The organism is Nocardia sp. NPDC051750 (genome assembly GCF_044453135.1).
GTDB lineage: Bacteria > Actinomycetota > Actinomycetes > Mycobacteriales > Mycobacteriaceae > Nocardia.
Window position 1 is genome coordinate 233,979 of record NZ_JBITCK010000008.1, and the last position, 15,261, is coordinate 249,239.

At 68.3% G+C, this 15,261-nt stretch carries 16 protein-coding genes; 6 read left to right on the forward strand and 10 right to left on the reverse strand.

Features of this window, described 5'->3' with window-relative positions:
• Positions 1 to 62 precede the first annotated feature (62 nt).
• The 3 genes from ACIA75_RS32115 to ACIA75_RS32125 all read right to left on the reverse strand — a co-directional run bounded on the left by ACIA75_RS32115 (position 63) and on the right by ACIA75_RS32125 (position 2,083).
• Positions 63 to 473, reverse strand: coding sequence for a hypothetical protein (locus ACIA75_RS32115; RefSeq protein ID WP_397110798.1), 411 nt, complete (start codon positions 471 to 473; stop codon positions 63 to 65).
• Positions 474 to 590: 117 nt separating this feature from the next.
• On the reverse strand, positions 591 to 788 hold the full coding sequence (locus tag ACIA75_RS32120; protein ID WP_397110799.1) for a ferredoxin: 198 nt from the start codon (positions 786 to 788) through the stop codon (positions 591 to 593).
• Positions 789 to 793: 5 nt separating this feature from the next.
• Positions 794 to 2,083: a cytochrome P450 gene (locus ACIA75_RS32125; protein WP_397110800.1), complete on the reverse strand. Its 1,290-nt coding sequence runs from the start codon at positions 2,081 to 2,083 to the stop codon at positions 794 to 796.
• A 142-nt stretch (positions 2,084 to 2,225) separates the two neighbouring features.
• Here ACIA75_RS32125 and ACIA75_RS32130 point away from each other — a divergent pair, with 142 nt between their 5' ends.
• From ACIA75_RS32130 to ACIA75_RS32145, 4 genes are all read left to right on the forward strand, one after another.
• Positions 2,226 to 3,380, forward strand: coding sequence for an acyl-CoA dehydrogenase family protein (locus ACIA75_RS32130; RefSeq protein ID WP_397110801.1), 1,155 nt, complete (start codon positions 2,226 to 2,228; stop codon positions 3,378 to 3,380).
• 216 nt (positions 3,381 to 3,596) lie between these two features.
• On the forward strand, positions 3,597 to 4,826 hold the full coding sequence (locus ACIA75_RS32135) for an acyl-CoA dehydrogenase family protein (protein WP_397110802.1): 1,230 nt from the start codon (positions 3,597 to 3,599) through the stop codon (positions 4,824 to 4,826).
• A 32-nt stretch (positions 4,827 to 4,858) separates the two neighbouring features.
• The gene (locus ACIA75_RS32140; RefSeq protein WP_397110803.1) at positions 4,859 to 5,779 is read left to right on the forward strand and encodes an LLM class F420-dependent oxidoreductase; all 921 of its coding nucleotides are present in this window, start codon (positions 4,859 to 4,861) and stop codon (positions 5,777 to 5,779) included.
• A gap of 10 nt (positions 5,780 to 5,789) precedes the next feature.
• Positions 5,790 to 6,701, forward strand: coding sequence for an SDR family NAD(P)-dependent oxidoreductase (locus tag ACIA75_RS32145; RefSeq protein ID WP_397110804.1), 912 nt, complete (start codon positions 5,790 to 5,792; stop codon positions 6,699 to 6,701).
• A gap of 76 nt (positions 6,702 to 6,777) precedes the next feature.
• Here the strand turns inward: ACIA75_RS32145 and ACIA75_RS32150 are convergent, their stop codons facing one another.
• Positions 6,778 to 7,227: a MarR family winged helix-turn-helix transcriptional regulator gene (locus ACIA75_RS32150; RefSeq protein ID WP_397110805.1), complete on the reverse strand. Its 450-nt coding sequence runs from the start codon at positions 7,225 to 7,227 to the stop codon at positions 6,778 to 6,780.
• Positions 7,228 to 7,390: 163 nt separating this feature from the next.
• Between ACIA75_RS32150 and ACIA75_RS32155 the strand changes: the two genes are divergently transcribed.
• Positions 7,391 to 7,996, forward strand: a complete 606-nt coding sequence (locus tag ACIA75_RS32155) for a TIGR03086 family metal-binding protein (RefSeq protein ID WP_397110806.1) — start codon at positions 7,391 to 7,393, stop codon at positions 7,994 to 7,996.
• A gap of 75 nt (positions 7,997 to 8,071) precedes the next feature.
• Here the strand turns inward: ACIA75_RS32155 and ACIA75_RS32160 are convergent, their stop codons facing one another.
• A complete protein-coding gene (locus ACIA75_RS32160) occupies positions 8,072 to 8,920 on the reverse strand; it encodes a helix-turn-helix transcriptional regulator (RefSeq protein ID WP_397110807.1) in 849 nt (282 codons plus the stop codon).
• Between the two features lie 138 nt (positions 8,921 to 9,058).
• Between ACIA75_RS32160 and ACIA75_RS32165 the strand changes: the two genes are divergently transcribed.
• Positions 9,059 to 9,838, forward strand: a complete 780-nt coding sequence (locus tag ACIA75_RS32165; RefSeq protein WP_397110808.1) for an NAD(P)H-dependent oxidoreductase — start codon at positions 9,059 to 9,061, stop codon at positions 9,836 to 9,838.
• 206 nt (positions 9,839 to 10,044) lie between these two features.
• Here ACIA75_RS32165 and ACIA75_RS32170 read toward each other — a convergent pair whose 3' ends face one another.
• From ACIA75_RS32170 to ACIA75_RS32190, 5 genes are all read right to left on the reverse strand, one after another.
• Entirely contained in the window at positions 10,045 to 10,839 is a 795-nt protein-coding gene (locus ACIA75_RS32170; protein ID WP_397110809.1) for an NAD(P)-dependent oxidoreductase, read from the reverse strand.
• Between the two features lie 83 nt (positions 10,840 to 10,922).
• Entirely contained in the window at positions 10,923 to 11,762 is an 840-nt protein-coding gene (locus ACIA75_RS32175) for an NAD(P)-dependent oxidoreductase (RefSeq protein WP_397110810.1), read from the reverse strand.
• A gap of 21 nt (positions 11,763 to 11,783) precedes the next feature.
• Positions 11,784 to 12,305 (reverse strand): DoxX family protein, encoded by a 522-nt coding sequence (locus tag ACIA75_RS32180; protein ID WP_397110811.1) that lies wholly within the window; start codon positions 12,303 to 12,305, stop codon positions 11,784 to 11,786.
• Between the two features lie 3 nt (positions 12,306 to 12,308).
• On the reverse strand, positions 12,309 to 13,277 hold the full coding sequence (locus ACIA75_RS32185) for an alpha/beta hydrolase (protein ID WP_397110812.1): 969 nt from the start codon (positions 13,275 to 13,277) through the stop codon (positions 12,309 to 12,311).
• 96 nt (positions 13,278 to 13,373) lie between these two features.
• Positions 13,374 to 15,059: a thiolase C-terminal domain-containing protein gene (locus tag ACIA75_RS32190; protein WP_397110813.1), complete on the reverse strand. Its 1,686-nt coding sequence runs from the start codon at positions 15,057 to 15,059 to the stop codon at positions 13,374 to 13,376.
• Between the last annotated feature and the right edge of the window lie 202 nt (positions 15,060 to 15,261).

Below are 15,261 nucleotides of genomic sequence, written 5' to 3' on the forward strand. Positions count from 1 at the left end.
GACTCTTCTCGTCGATAGTGATCGCGGCCCGATTTCGGACCTGGTACGCGATATACGGCCGGTCAGAAGACCTCGGCGGAGATGGCGTTCGCATCCCGGATGCCCAGAATATCGTGCAGGACGGTGACGATGATGTGCACGATGTGGTCGTTGTCGATTCCGGATTCGTCCGGGCGGAGTTCGTAGTTCGGTTCTCCGGCAGCGAATCCCGAGTCGGTCAGTAGGCCGAGTTGCCGATCGGTGAAAGGTTGTCCGCCGGTTTCACCGCGGCGGCGCCGCAGCAGGCGGGCCAGAGGACCGCGGCGGGGCAGCGCGGGATCCGCGACCTCCAGGTGGAAGACTCCCTCGGATGTTGCCAGCCACTGAACGATCCCGGCTTCTGTGGTGACGACCACCGTGGCGTGCGCGGATTCCCCGGCCTGCTCGACCGAGCGATTCACCAGATCGCGGATGGAATCCCGTAGTTCTCGCATCGAGCCCCCTCTGGGAAGGTGCCTGCGTGGAGGCGCTTCGTCATCCGGAAGACTACTCGGGCGCCGGGACGAAAACGACCCGCACCGGGCCGAATCCGGTGCGGGACCTCATGGTGCCTATGCCTCGTCTACGATTTTGATCGCCCATTCGGGGCAGGCGTCTTTGGCGGTGGACACGGCCTCCTGGAGGTCCTCGGGGATCTCCGTGTCGATCGCTTCGGCGTAGCCGTAATCGTTGAGTGTGAAGACTTCCGCGCACAGGGTGGTGCAGATTCCGTGGCCCTTGCAGGAGTCGGCGTCGACGATGACCTTCATGAGACCTAGCCTTCCTTACGGTCGAATTCGAGGTGCAGGGCGGTGATTCCGCGCAGGATGAAGGTCGGCAGGTACGTGTAGTTACGGTTGTCCGCCGGGCCGTGCACGCTCTCGTCGATGCGGATATCGGTGGTGCGCTCCAGCAAGCGTTTGAACGCGACCTTCGCCTCGGCCCGGGCCAGCGGGGCGCCGGGGCACGTGTGGATGCCGCGGCCGAACGCGATATGGGAGCGGGCGTTGGACCGCTGCGGATCGAAGGTGTCCGGGTTCTCGAAACGGCGCGGGTCGCGGTTGGCGCCACCGTTGGCCAGCATCAGTACGGTGCCGGCGGGGACGTCCACGCCGCCCACTGTGGTGTTCTTCTTCGCCATCCGGAAATCGCCCTTCACCGGGCTTTCCATCCGCAGCATTTCCTCGATGAAATTGTTGATCCGCTCGTGGTCCTCGCGCAGCCACTTCTGCAGCTCCCGATCCTCGGCGATCATTTTCAGGCCGGAGGACAGCAGCCGTACCGTGGTTTCCTGGCCGGCCGAGAACAGGTTGGCCGCGACGCGCACCACGTCCAGTACTTCGGGCTGGCTGCCGTCGGGGAAGGTGGCCTCGGCGAGGCTGGTGAGCACATCACCGCGCGGATTTGCCCGCCGGTCCTCGATATAGGCCGAGAATTTCGCGTAGAGGAACTCGATCGGATTGTGCGACATTCCGCCTTCGCCCTCGGTGCTGCCGACGGTTTCGGTGCGGTGCGGGTCGCGCTGCAGCGAGTTCAGGAATTCGGCCTGATCCTCCTGGGGGACACCGAGCAGGTCCGCGATGATGTAGAGCGTGAAGGGGCCGGCGAAATCGCGGATCATATCGCCTTTTCCGGCGGCCAGGTATTCGTCGAGCACCTTATCGGCCATATCCCACATCGCCTCTTCGTTCTCCTTGAGGCGTTTCGGGGTGATGAGCCGCATGAGCAGGCCGCGGTGCGCGGTATGGGTGGGCGGGTCCAGTGTCGGCAGCTGATCGCTGAGCGGCAGCGAATCCCGGTGCTCGGCGATCAGCGCGTCCACATCGGAGGTCTCGTCGATCGGGACCGGGAAGCCGGGGAAGGGGCCGGTGACCGAGATGCAGGACGAATACTGTTCGGCATCGTTGAGCACTTCCAGCGCTTCGTCGTAGCCCGTCACCATCATGACGTTGTGGTGCTTCTCCCGGGTCACCGGGCACTGGTCGCGCAGCGCCTGGAAGTACGGGTACGGATCGGCGACCAATTCCTGTCCGAGGAAGAAGTCGAGATCCTGGAAGTTTTTCACGTGACGGTTCCCTTCGCTCCGCCGGCTCCCACCGCCACGAGCAGCTCCGCCGGTTGACTTCCGCATTTGAGAATATAACTCTCATCTGTGAGTATGAGATTTCCACACGGCGTGCCGCTCGTCAACCGGAGGACCGGACATCATGACCCTCGATCTCACCGCTGACCAGCGGCTCTTCCAGCAGACGACCCGGGAATTCCTGGCGGAGACCGTCCCCGTGGCGACAGTACGCGCTCTCAGTGAGGCCGAGAGCGGATTCGGCCGCGACTGGTGGCGCTCGGCCACCGAACTCGGCTGGACCGCGATGCTGGTGGCCGAGGAGTACGGCGGCGGATCCATCGCCGGCCGCCCGCTCACCGAACTGTCCCTGGTGGCCGGCGAACTCGGCCGGGCCTGTGCGCCGGGGCCGTTCGTCACTACCAACGCCGTACTGTCCGGGCTGGCGAGTGGGGGCGCCGGATTCGGCGACACGATATCAGGGATCACCGCGGGGGAGCTGATCGCCTCCTGGGCCGTTTACGAGCCGGGCCGGGGTATGGACGTGATCACCGCGCTCGCCGGAGGCGACGACGCCGGCGCGACGGTGCGGGCGGTGCCCGAGGGCGACGGTTACCGGCTGTCCGGAACGAAGGACCGGGTCGAATCCGGTGACCAGGCCGATCTCTTCCTGGTGACTGCGGCCGGCCCCGACGGCCCGGTACAGCTGGTCGTCCCCGCCGACGCGGCCGGAGTGACGGTAACCCCCACGTGGACACTGGACCTGGTTCGCCGCACCGCCCGGATCGACTTCGACCAGGTCGCCGTCCCGGCCGCCGCGGTCGCACACACCGGCTCCGCGGCCGCCGCGGCGATACGCACCCAGCTGCACACCGCCGCCGTCCTGACCGCCTCGGAAGTAGTGGGCGCCACCGACAAGGCCGTGGACGCGACCCTCGGCTGGCTGGCCGACCGCTTCACCTTCGGCCGCCCGCTCGCGTCGTATCAGGCCCTCAAACACCGGATGGCCGATAACAAGACCTGGCTCGAAGCCTGCCGGGCGACCGCCGGCGCCGCCGCCGCGGCCTGTGACGACGATCCGGCGACCGCGGACGAAGCGGTGAGTGTCGCGAAATCCTATGTGGGCGCGAAGGCGCCGGTGATCGGCCAGGACTGCGTGCAGCTGCACGGCGGCATCGGGGTCACCTGGGAGCACGATCTACACCTTTACCTGCGCCGGATCGGCCTGGGCCGTGCGCTCTACGGCACCCCCGAGGAGCATCGCCGCCGAATCACCGACCTTCTCGTCGCTTCCGCATGAGCGGGTCGGGCCCGGAGGCGGTAGCGGAGCGTCACCACGCAGGGCCCCCGCTCGTGCGCAATGGGCCGAGCATGAGCGGGTCGGGCCCGGAGGAGGCAGGGCGATACCTCCGCCTGCGCTCCGGTCTCCGCTGCCAGTACGTTGGCCGGCCGCCGGCCCGCTCGTGCGCAATGAGCAACGCGTAGTACGACGGACATCTTGGAAGGCAGAACCACTATGAGCACCGATTTGGAACCCGTCGCCGAGTTCCGCGAGCGCGCCCGGGTGTGGCTGCGCGATAACCTTCCGCCTGCCCCGCCGGAGCAGGGTCCGCCCGACAGCAAGGAAGAGTGGGATCGGATCCGCGAACTCCAGCGAATACTCCACGACGGGGGATTCGCCGGTATCTGCTTCCCGAAGGAATACGGCGGGCTCGGGCTCACGCCGGCGCATCAGCAGGCCTTCACCAAAGAGTCGTACCCGTACGAGATGCCGGTCAGCCTGAACGTGCCGACGCTGTCCATCTGCGCGGCGACCCTGCTCGACCTGGGCACCGAGGAGCAGAAGCAGGCGCATCTACCGGCGGTGCTGCGGGGCGACGAACTACTGGTGCAGCTGCTGTCCGAGCCGAACGGCGGGTCCGATCTCGCCGGACTCACGACCCGCGCCGAACGCGACGGTGACCGGTGGATCCTCAACGGATCCAAGATCTGGAGTTCGGGCGCCTACGCCGCCGACTACGGGTTGTGCTTGGCACGTACCAACTGGGAGGTCCCCAAGCATCGCGGGCTCACCATGTTCCTGGTGCCGATCGGTGCTCCGGGCGTTACGGTGCAGCGGATCAAACAGGTCACCGGGTCCACGGAGTTCTGCCAGGAATTCTTCGACGATGTCACGCTCGGCGACGACGCGCTGGTCGGTCAGGTGGACAACGGCTGGGAGGCCGCTTCCCGGCTGCTGTATCACGAGCGCTCCGCGATCGGCGGGACCTCGCCCTACACCAGCGGTAAGCGCCCGCACATGGGTGGCGAGGATTCACCGGTGCTGGAGATAGCCCGCCGGCTCGGACGGCTCGACGATGTCCGGGTCCGCGAAGATATCGGCGAAGCGCGGGCGATGACGGTGGTGCGCGACCAGCTGATCGCCCATATCACCAGCAGCATCATGTCCGGAGATCTTCCGCCCGCGGCCGGTTCGATCACCCGGCTGTTCAGTGCCGAGAACTCCTGGCTGCAAACCGATATGGCGGTCAAGATCGCGGGGGCGGATGCGGCCACTCACGCACCCGGCGACCCCCTCGATACCGCCAAGATCGGCACCGATTTCCTGTTCCGCGCCGCCTGGAGCCTGGCCGGGGGCAGCACAGAGATGGCCCGCAACGTGATCGGCGAACGTGTCCTCGGAATGCCACGTGAGTACGCCGCCGACCGCGACGTGCCGTTCAACGAGGTCAAGCGGGGCCGATAGATGTCCCGGATATCGAACGCGCGGAGGCGATGATGCGGTTCATCTTTCATTACCCGGAAACCGGCGGCGTGGACGGCGATGTGCTCGACGCGGGCCCGCTGGGCAAGGTCGCGGTGGCCGCCGAACAGGCGGGTTTCAGTGGTCTCTCGTTCAGCGAGCATCCGGCACCCGGCGCGCGCTGGCTGGGTGCGGGTGGTCATCAGACGCTGGACCCCTTCGTATCCCTCGGCTACGCCGCGGCGCTGACCGAGCGGATCCGATTGATCACCTACCTGTCGGTGGCGCCCTACCGCAATCCCATGCTGCTGGCGAAGGCCGCCGCGACACTGGACAAACTGTCCGGCGGGCGGGCGATTCTGGGTATCGGCACCGGTTATCTCAAGGGCGAATTCCATGCGCTGGGTGTCGATTTCGACGAGCGGAACACGCTTTTCGACGAAGCGCTCGATGTCCTCCCGCTGCATTGGAAGGGCGAGCCGTTCAGCTACACCGGTAAGCATTTCAGCGCCCGCGATGTGCAGGCCCGCCCGACGCCGGTCCAGCAGCCGATCCCGATCTGGATCGGCGGGAATTCGGCATTGAGCCGGCGCCGGGTGGCGCGTGCCGCGCACGGGTGGATTCCGATGTCCGGCGGCGCCGAACTCAGCAATACCGCCCGCACCCCGGAACTCGGCGGAATCCAGGAATTGTCCCGCAAGATCGGCGAGGTGCGGGCCGCCGCCGAAAATACCGGGCGCACCGAGCATATCGACCTCGTGTACTCCTACAGCCATACCGGTCTGGTCGGCGCCGGAGCAGATCCGGAACCGCACCGGGAAGCGTTCGCGGAATTGGCACGCGCCGGAGTCGACTGGATCGTGGTCTCCACCCGCGCGGGCGTGCACGAAACTCTCGACCCGACTGCCACATTCGATTTCCTGGCGGATTTCGGTGCGACCTACATCGAGCGGTGAGGACACGCGAATGGGATGGTTCGAGGAGCGTAGCGGACTCGCCGGCAGCGTTGCTGTCGTCACGGGCGGGGCCGGCGGACTGGGCCGGGCGATAGTCACGGACCTGGCGGACAACGGCGTCCGCCCCGCCGTCCTCGATATCGATCCCGGCGCCGCCGACGAACTACGGGTATTCCTCGGCGATCGCGGGCACGATGCGCTGGTAACTCAGGGTGATGCCCGGAATCCGGACGAGCTGGCGGCCTTGTTCGAGGCCGCCGAATCGCGGTGGGGCCGCCTCGATATCTTGGTGAACGTGGTGGGCGGGACGTTCCGCGCCCCGTTCACCGAAACCCGGCCCAAGGGCTGGGACGCCTTGCTGCGCACCAACCTGACCCATGTGCTGCACGCCTGCCACCTGGCGGTCCCGCTGATGCGGGCCGGTGGCCGCGGCGGCAGCATCATCAATATCACCACGATCGAAGCACATCGCGCCGCACCGGGTTTCGCGGTCTACGCGGCGGCCAAGGCCGCGGTGGAACAGTTCGGGCGCACCCTCGCCATCGAGGTGGCACCCGATGGGATCCGGGTCAACAATATCGCTCCGGATTTCGTTCCCACCCCGAATCTGGAACGGATCGGCACCGGCGACAACGCCATGATGGACCCGGACGGCGTGAAGGTCGCCATCCCCATGGGCCGGGCCGGGCACCTCACCGATATTTCGCACTGCGCGGTGTTCCTTGCCTCGCAACTGTCCTCGTATCTGACCGGCACCACCCTGCACCCGGACGGCGGAACCTCGGCCTCGGCCGGTTGGTTCAACTGGCCGGACGAGGGCTGGGCCAACCATGCTCCGCTCCGCGTACTGAGGGCGAGCGACGAATCGGGTGGGAACGGACCCGACGCTGAGAAAGATCACCCCCGCCCCGAGTCCGAGTAGTTCTACCGTGTCTCGGTGACGCGCTCGCCGCAACCGGCGACCACGTCCCGCACGGCACCGGCGAGCAGCTGATCGGTCAGGCGCTGTTCCCGGGTTCGTCTCGGGGAAGCGCTGCCAAAGTGCGCAGGGCGTTCAGAAACCCGCGGCGGTCCGCCGCCGAGAGATGGTGCAGCACCTGCTGCTCTTCCCGGGACTGGATCTCGGCTCGGGCACGCGCGACGAGCCGGTGGCCGGCCGGGGTCAGTTCCAGCAGCCGGGCGCGGCGGTCGGCTGGGTCCGGGGTGCGGTGGAGGAGATCGCGTTGCTGGAGATCGTCGAGTACCGCGATGATGCGCGTCTTGTCCGCGCCGATCTCCTGGGCGAGCACGCCCTGGCCGCGGGCCGGGCCCCGGCTCAGCGCGACCAGGACGCTGTAGGCCCACATGCTCAATCCGTGTGCCTCGAGGACCGGTTGTTCCATGGCGATGAGGGTGCGGACCAGCGGCGCGAGCATAGCCGCGAGGTCCGGGCGGTCCGTTGATCCCATGGGGCGAATTTACCGGGGACGATTTCCGTGCTGCTGTCCGCCGCGGGCAGCCACCCGCGTATCGAATTCGGCCCGAAGCCGGATCCGCGCGCTGCGAGGGAAGTTGAGCAGGCCAGAATAATAAGCATAGACATATGATAGGTATATGCTTACTATTCTGGATATGACTGCTGAAGACCTCCGCGAGCTGGACCGCACAGCGGTGCTCGCCACCATGAAAACAGCCGAACACGTGACCCCGGACCTGCTGACCCGTCCGACACCCTGCGCCGGATGGACGGTCGGTGACCTGCTGGCCCATATGGCCGCCCAGCATCGCGGCTTCGCCGCCGCGGCCCGCGGTACGGGCGGCGACCTCGCCCACTGGCAGCCGAAAGCGCCCGGTCCGCACACCCGGGAGGAGTACATCGAATCCGCCACGGAGGTCCTGAACGCCTTCGCCCCGGCCGACGTACCGGAACGGACTTTCGCGCTACCGGAATTCGGGCCCGATGTGACCGTGCCCGGACAGCAGGCCGTCGGATTCCACCTGGTCGACTATGTCGTCCACGGCTGGGATCTCGCGCGTGCCCTCGATGTGGACTACGAGCTGGACGAGGCCTGCGCCGAACCCGTCCTGCGGATCGTCGGACAGATCCCCGACGGCCCGGAGCGGGAACGCCCGGAAGCAGCCTTCGCCCATGCGCTGCCGGAAACCGGCACCGGCTCCGCGCTCGACCGCATCCTGCGTATGCTCGGCCGGTCCCCGAACTGGCCTGAATCGGACTGATCCGCGTTCGCGGTTGTCGCGGGTGGAGGCGATGGTCAGCTCGCGCACGTGTCAGCGCGCAGTTCGAAAGAAGAGCTACTCGCGGACTGGAGCGTTCGTCGTGGAATGCGCGGCGGTGCTGTCCGCGCCCAGGCCGGCGAGCAGGCGTAGCCCGTCCTCGGCGGGGCTACCGGCGGGTGCCGACAGGACCAGCAGCTCGAGGCCCGACTCGTCCGGCACTGCGAAGTTCTCCTGATGCAATTCCAGTAATCCGACCAGCGGATGCCGGTACGCCTTGCGTCCGTGTGTGCGGGCACGCACGTCCGCCCGGGCCCAGAGGCGGCGGAAGCGCTCGCTGCCCACGGCCAGCTCACCGATGAGCGAGACCAGGCGGGGGTCGTCGGGGTACTTACCCGCGGCCAGGCGCAGGTGCCCGACGACATCCAGGGTGCAGCTCTCCCAGTCCGCGTACAGGCCGCGCTCGGCCTCCTCGAGGAAGATGTGCCGGGCGGTGTTGAGGCCGGGTAACGGCCGGCCGTAGAGGAGTCCGGCGAGGCGATTGCCGGCGCGGACGTCCAGGCGGTGGTCGATGACGAGTGCGGGTGCGTCGGTGACCAGGTCCAGGACCCGTAGCAGTTCCGGCCGGAGCTGTCCGCCCGGCGTCTTCGCCCGGCGGCGGCGCTGCCGGGCGAGCCGGTAGAGGTGCTCGCGTTCGGTGTCGTCGAGGCCGAGGACGCGGGCCAGCGCATCGAGGACCTGTTCGGAGGGCTGGGTCGCCCGGCCCTGCTCCAGGCGCACGTAGTAGTCGACGCTCACTCCGGACAGGTGCGCGACCTCTTCGCGGCGCAGCCCGTCGACTCGGCGATGCCGGTCGGTAGGGATGCCGGCGGCCGCCGGGTCGACCCGGGAACGCCGGGTCCGCAGGAAACCCGCGAGATCGTCCATGCCCCCAGTATGGGCGCGGCGGCGCCCGCGAAGGTGGTCCTGCTGTTACCAGGAAGCCCGATCCACCGGAAGAAGTGTCCCTGAACGCCGGGCGCCGCGGAGCCCAGGATCGAAGACATTCGATCCGAAGGAGTTCCGATGAAGACACTGATCGTGCATGCCCACCCCGAACCGCAGTCGCTCAACAGCGCACTGAAGGACCTCGCGGTGACCACGCTGGAGAAAGCCGGACACGAGGTTCGGGTGAGCGATCTGTACGCGATGAAATGGAAGGCGGTCGTGGATGCCGCGGACTACGGATCTGCCGCCTCGAAGCCGCTGAAGGTCGCGCGAGATTCGGGCGTCGCGTTCGACGCCGGGACCCTCACCCCGGACGTCCGCGCAGAACAGGAGAAGCTGCTGTGGGCCGAGACGATCATCTTCCAGTTCCCGATGTGGTGGTACACCATGCCCGCGATCCTCAAAGGCTGGGTGGACCGCGTGTTCACCTACCACTTCGCCTACGGGGTCGGTGAGCACAGCGATATCAAGTACGGTGAGCGCTTCGGTGAAGGCACCCTCGCGGGCAGGAGAGCGCTGCTGTCGGTGACCGTCGGCGGCCCGGAGTCGCACTACTCCGCTCGCGGGATCAACGGCCCGATCGACGACCTGCTGTTCCCGATCCACCACGGCATCCTCTATTTCCCGGGCATCGAAGTACTACCGCCGTTCGTGCTGTACGGCGTCGACCGGATGATCAGGGCGGACTATCCGGACCTGGCGAAGGCATGGGAGCGGCGCCTGCTCACCCTGGAGTCGACCGAGCCGATCCCGTTCCGGCGGCAGAACTTCGGCGACTACGCGATCCCCTCGCTGCAGCTGAAGGAGGGGCTCGAGCCTACCGGCCGTACCGGTTTCGGATTGCACGTACGAAGCTGACGCCGGCGGCCGGCACATCCGTGCCCACCCGGCTGCGGTGACCGCACAGCCGTTGTCGGCTCGCCGACGATGCGCACTTCGCCGAGTTCGTGGAGTCGGCGGGTGGCAGGCTGGAGGACACGTTGTCGCATGGGAACGCAGCTCGTGGAAGGTGAGGGGGATCCGGTGGGTTCCCCGGGGGATACGCACCGCCTAGCGTTGCCGGCTCAGGTGGGTCCGACGGCCGCGCGGATGGCGGGGTCCAGGAGGCCGAGGTCGCTGCCCAGCCGGTCGGCGAGCTCGCGGGCCACCGCGACATCTTTGCGGAGAAAATCACCGACGGATTCGGAGAAGGCCGCGACCGAACCCTTGGCGGCGACGCTGAGCACCGCGCGGCTCGAACTACTGGCGTGGGGGAGAGCCGCGAGGACTTCCGACTCGGCGAGACCCAGTTGCCCGGCGAGCCGGACGGCTTCGGTGACCAATCCGATCTGAGCGGCGAACAGCGCGTTGTTCACCAGCTTCACACGCTGGCCGTTGCCGAGGGCGCCGACCGGCAGGACCGGGTCCGCGTAGGCCGCCAGTACGGGGCGGGCACGGTCGACCGCTTCCGGAGCGCCACCGAGGAATACTGTGATCGCGCCGTCGGCGATATTGTGTGGCCCACCGCTGACCGGGGCGTCCACCACATGGTGCCGGGGGGTGGCCGCGGCGATCGTGGTCGCGGTATCGGGGCTGCCGGTGGTGTGCAGGATCAGCACCGAACCGCCCGGCATCGTATCGAGGAGCCCGCTGCCGAGACAGACCTCGCGCACCTGCTCATCGGTGAAGACACAGATCACCACCGCCTCGGCGTCCTGACTCGCCTCGGCCGCGGAGCCGACGGCAGTGGCCCCGGTGTCGTTGATCGCGTCGCGGGCAACGGGTGTGCGCCCGACCGCCCGGACACTGTGCCCGGCCGCCACGAGGCGCCGGATCATGGGGACGCCCATCCGGCCGGCGCCGACGAATCCGATACGCACTCGGTTCTCCTTCGATTGTGGGCGCGGCGGATTCACCGGCGCCCGGGCGGGCCGGGGCACCGCGGGGTGACCCGGCGCGGACCTCAGCGCGGTTTGCCCATCAGGCCCAGCGTGGCGTCGGCGGTGTCGAGAACGGCCCCCGGGGTGACATCGGCCGCCGCCGCGAGGTCGGCGATGAGCCGGACATCCTTGCGCAGCAGGTCCCCGGCGTGTTTCGCGATCAGATCGAGCGATCCGCCGCCGGCCAGGATCCGGCCCAGCGCGAAACTGTTCCCGCTGCCATTGCCGATCACTTCACCGAGGCGTTCCTTGCTGACACCGAGCTGCTCGCCGAGTTCGAGAGTGCTCACCGCGGTGGCCATATGCGCGGTGAACAGCAGGTTGTTGAGCAGCTTGGTGGTCTGCCCGGCCCCGACATCGCCGAGGTGCACCACCGGGTTCGCGTAGGTCTCGAACACCGGTAGGCAGCGCGCGAGGGTTTCCTCGTCCCCACCGGCCATCACCAGCAGACGGCCCGCCTCGACCGCCGGCGCGCCACCGCTCACCGGTGCATCGATCAGCGAAATACCCTGTTCGGCAGCGGTTTCGGCGAGCGCGCGGCAGGTGTCCGGGTGCACGGTGCTGTGGATGGCGATCACGGGGCGGGTGGTCCGGCCGGCCGCGGAGGCGGCGAACCCGGCGAAAATACCGTCCTCGCGTTCCAGGACCTCGCGGACATCGGCGTCGCCGACGACGCACAGGCACACCAGATCGCTGTCCGCGGCCAGGGCGGCCGGGGTCTCGGCGATCTTCGCCTCGGTATCCGCGTAGGGGTCGGTCGATGCCGTGCGTCGCGCCCACAGTGTGGTCCGATATCCGCCTTCGACGATCCGGCGCGCCATCGGCCCGCCCTGACTTCCCAATCCGATGAATCCGACGCGCATATGATTCTCCGTTCGTACAGCTCAGGAATCGGCGCTTGCCGAATCCGCTTTCGGGGCCGCCGGCCGCCAGAACACGGCCAGCAGCGCGGCTGTGGCGAGTACCCCGGCGACGAGAGCAACGGCCCCACCGGCCCAGCCGGTGATCTCGATACCGGCGGCATGGTCCAGGGACAGCCATCCCGGGCCCAGAATTCCGATGGCGACGCACACCACGCCCAGCACCAGCACGTATTCGTAGCCGTCCTTCATTACGAAGAACCCGTTCTTCCGGTGCGCCAGCAGGGCGGCCACCAGCATCACCGAGATCACCGCCGCGGCCGCCAGAGGCGTGAGCAGGCCGAGTACCAGCAGGACTCCGGCGCCGATTTCGGTGATAACGCTCAGCCATGCCTGCAGCACACCGTTGCGCAGGCCGAGGCTGCTGAACCAGCCCGCGGTGCCGGCGATCTTGCCGCCCCCGATCCAGTGGTTGACCCCGTGCGCGATCATGGTCCCTCCCACGACCAGCCGCAGCAGCAACAGTGCGATATCGGTGACGTCCATCGGTTACCTTTCCGGCGCCGCGGCGCCGCCGTCGAATTGCAGGGTGGGACCGGAGAACTCTCCGGTCCGGCGGGCGAGGAGGCATTCCTCGGCGAAGGCGAGCACAGTGAGGTGGTAGACGGGCGCAGTATGGCCGAGGCTGATGTTGTGCCCGGTATTGGGCTGCAGGTTCAGCACAACGCGGGGTGCGCCGGTGAACAGGGCACCGGCCGCTGTCATCTCTGCCGGATCGTTGCGCCACACCTGTTCGTGCTCGCCGAGGGTGTAGCGCACCGGAATCCGGATGAGGGGTGCGAGTCCGAGGAAATCCCGGGCAGCCCACTCGTGGAGGGATTTCGCCTCGATTCCGGATCCGCGCGCGGAAACGGTACCGCCGCCGAGCACATCCTCGGGGTAGAGCCGCTGCGGACTCCAGATCAGTTTCCCGACCCCCTGCGGGCGTTTGCCGGGTACCCGGTTGGCGCCCCAGAGCAGTTCCTGGGCCGTCGGCTGATGCTGCCGCCCGGTGCCGGCCAGCTCGAGCCCGAGGAGATCGGCACCCCGATCGTCGGCCGCCATCCGGACGGCCAGTTCACAGCCCGCCGAATGAGCGAGCAGGAAAACGCCCGCGCCACGCGGCAATCCGTCGAGCAGGGCGTCGACGGCGCCGTACATGAGGTCCACCCGCCGCTGCGGGTCTGCGAGCCGGTCGGCATAGGGGCCGGAACTCTGGAAACCCGGCCGATCCAGGGCCAGCACGGTGTACCCGAGCCGCTGCGCGGTGCGCATCAGCGAGAATTCCGGATGTCCCGGGCAGTCGAAATACCGGGCGTCGACCGCGCCGCCGTGCAGGGCGACCACGACCGCGCGCGGCGTCGGTGCCTCGGCCAGCAAGCCGGACACCGGAATCCCCTCGACGTCCCGCACTTCGGCGACCACCGGCAGTGGACCGGTGGAATCGGCCGGGGCCAGATCGGAGTCGGTCAGCGTCATGAGACACTCCGCGACTCGGGCGCCGGGCGCTTCCGATGCCGAGCCGTCCGGCCTGCCGCACGCGGCGTCATCGGGTGTCCCGCATTCGCACGCTCATCAGGACTCGCTCCGCAACAACATGGCACCGCCCGGGGTCAGTCCACCGCTGGACACCACCGCGACCCGTGCGTCCCGGACCTGGCGTTCCCCGGCCGTGCCGCGCAATTGCACGATCGCCTCGTGCAGCAACCCCATCCCGTGGGTGCGGCCGTGCGAGAGCTGCCCGCCGTGCGTGTTCAGCGGCAGGATCCCGTCGCGGGCGATGTTCTTCCCGCCGTCGAGGAAATCCTTGGCTTCACCGATCTTGCAGAAGCCCAAAGCCTCGATCCAGGACAGGCAGTTGATCGTGAACCCGTCGTACAGTTCGGCCACATCGACATCGTCGGGCCGCAGATCGGTACGGGTCCACAGGTGTGCGGCCGGGCCGAGTACCTGTGGTTCGTGGGTGAGCGTGCTCTGATCCCATTCGATCCGCTCGACGATCTGGGTGCCCACGGCTTCCACCCGGATACCGGGCACCGGCAGATCGGCGGCGGCGTCGGCGGCCGAGACGATCACCGCCACCGCGCCGTCGCACGGCACATCGCAGTCGTAGAGACCGAACGGTGTGGTGATCGGGCGGGCGTTGAGATAGTCGTCCATGGTCATCGGATCGCGATAGACCGCGCTAGGGTTCAGTGCGGCGTTCGCGCGCTGGTTCAACGCGACCCAGCCCAGCGTTTCGCGGGTGGTGCCGTAATCGTGGAAATGCCGCTGCGCCTTCTGCGCCAGCGTATGTGCGGCCGAGGTGGACCCGAACGGGTGCATCCAGCTGGTGGTGCGGCCGCCGCCGGAAGCCTCGATGGTGCCGCGTTTCATCAGCTCGTTGAAGGTGGCCTCCCACACCGTGCGGTAGCACAGCACGTGCTTCGCCAGCCCGGCGTGCACGGCCAGCATGGCCGCGATCACCGACCCGCCGGGCCCGAAGGTCTCGATCCCGCCGTTGTGCCAGGTGGGCCGGATTCCCAGCGCCGATTCCAGCGCGGTGACCCCGCCCTCGCCGAAACCGCCGAGATTGCCGCCGCCGGGATACGAGGACAGACCGTCGATATCGTCGAGGGTCAGCCCGGCGTCGGCGACGGCGCGTTCACAGGCGTCCACGGTGAGTTCCAGCGGGGGACGCATGAGCCGCCGCCCGATATCCGACATCCCGATGCCGGTGAGTACGACACTGTCCTCGAACTTGGCGCGGCGCAGCATCGGGGCGATATGTTGCCCGAACTGCTCCGGCGCGATCTCGTCGACCGGCAGCGGCGCGGGCTCGGACTGCTCCGCGGCCGGGCGGAACAGCGGCAGCCAGACATCGCCGTCCTGCTGGAACACCACCTCGAGTCGCATGCCCAGCGAGAGGTCCGCCGGATCGCTGTCGATGATATTGGTGGTGAGCCGGACTCGCGGGTCGTCTTCCAGCGCCACCGTGGCGACCACATACGGAGGTGGCAGACCGGGCAGCGCGAAGCGGTGGTTGACGGTGAAGGAGGCCAGCGTCGCCGCACCCGAGACCACGCGCGGAGCCAATTCGCGACCCCGGCAGTACCGGCAGATCGGCTGCGGCGGATGGATCAGCGCCGCGCACGCCCGGCACTCCTGGACCCGCAGCTGCCCGTCGGCGCCGGAAGTCCAGAAGAACTCGGTGTCCAGGGACAGCAGCGGGAGCGGTCGCCCGGAGCGGGGTGCCGGATCGTCACCGGTCGTCGATGCCATATCGCCTCCTCGTATCGCCGGTGAGCTGCACTGCCCGCCGGCGATCTCTGATTCAGTGTTTCCGCAACCGCGGCGGGGGGGGGGGCCGCCCCCCCCCCCCGGGCCCGCGGGGGGGGGGGGGGGGCGCCCGGGGGGGGGGGGGCCCCCCCGCCGGGGGGCCGGGGCGGGGGCCGGTGGTGGGCGGCCCCCCGCGGGCCACTCA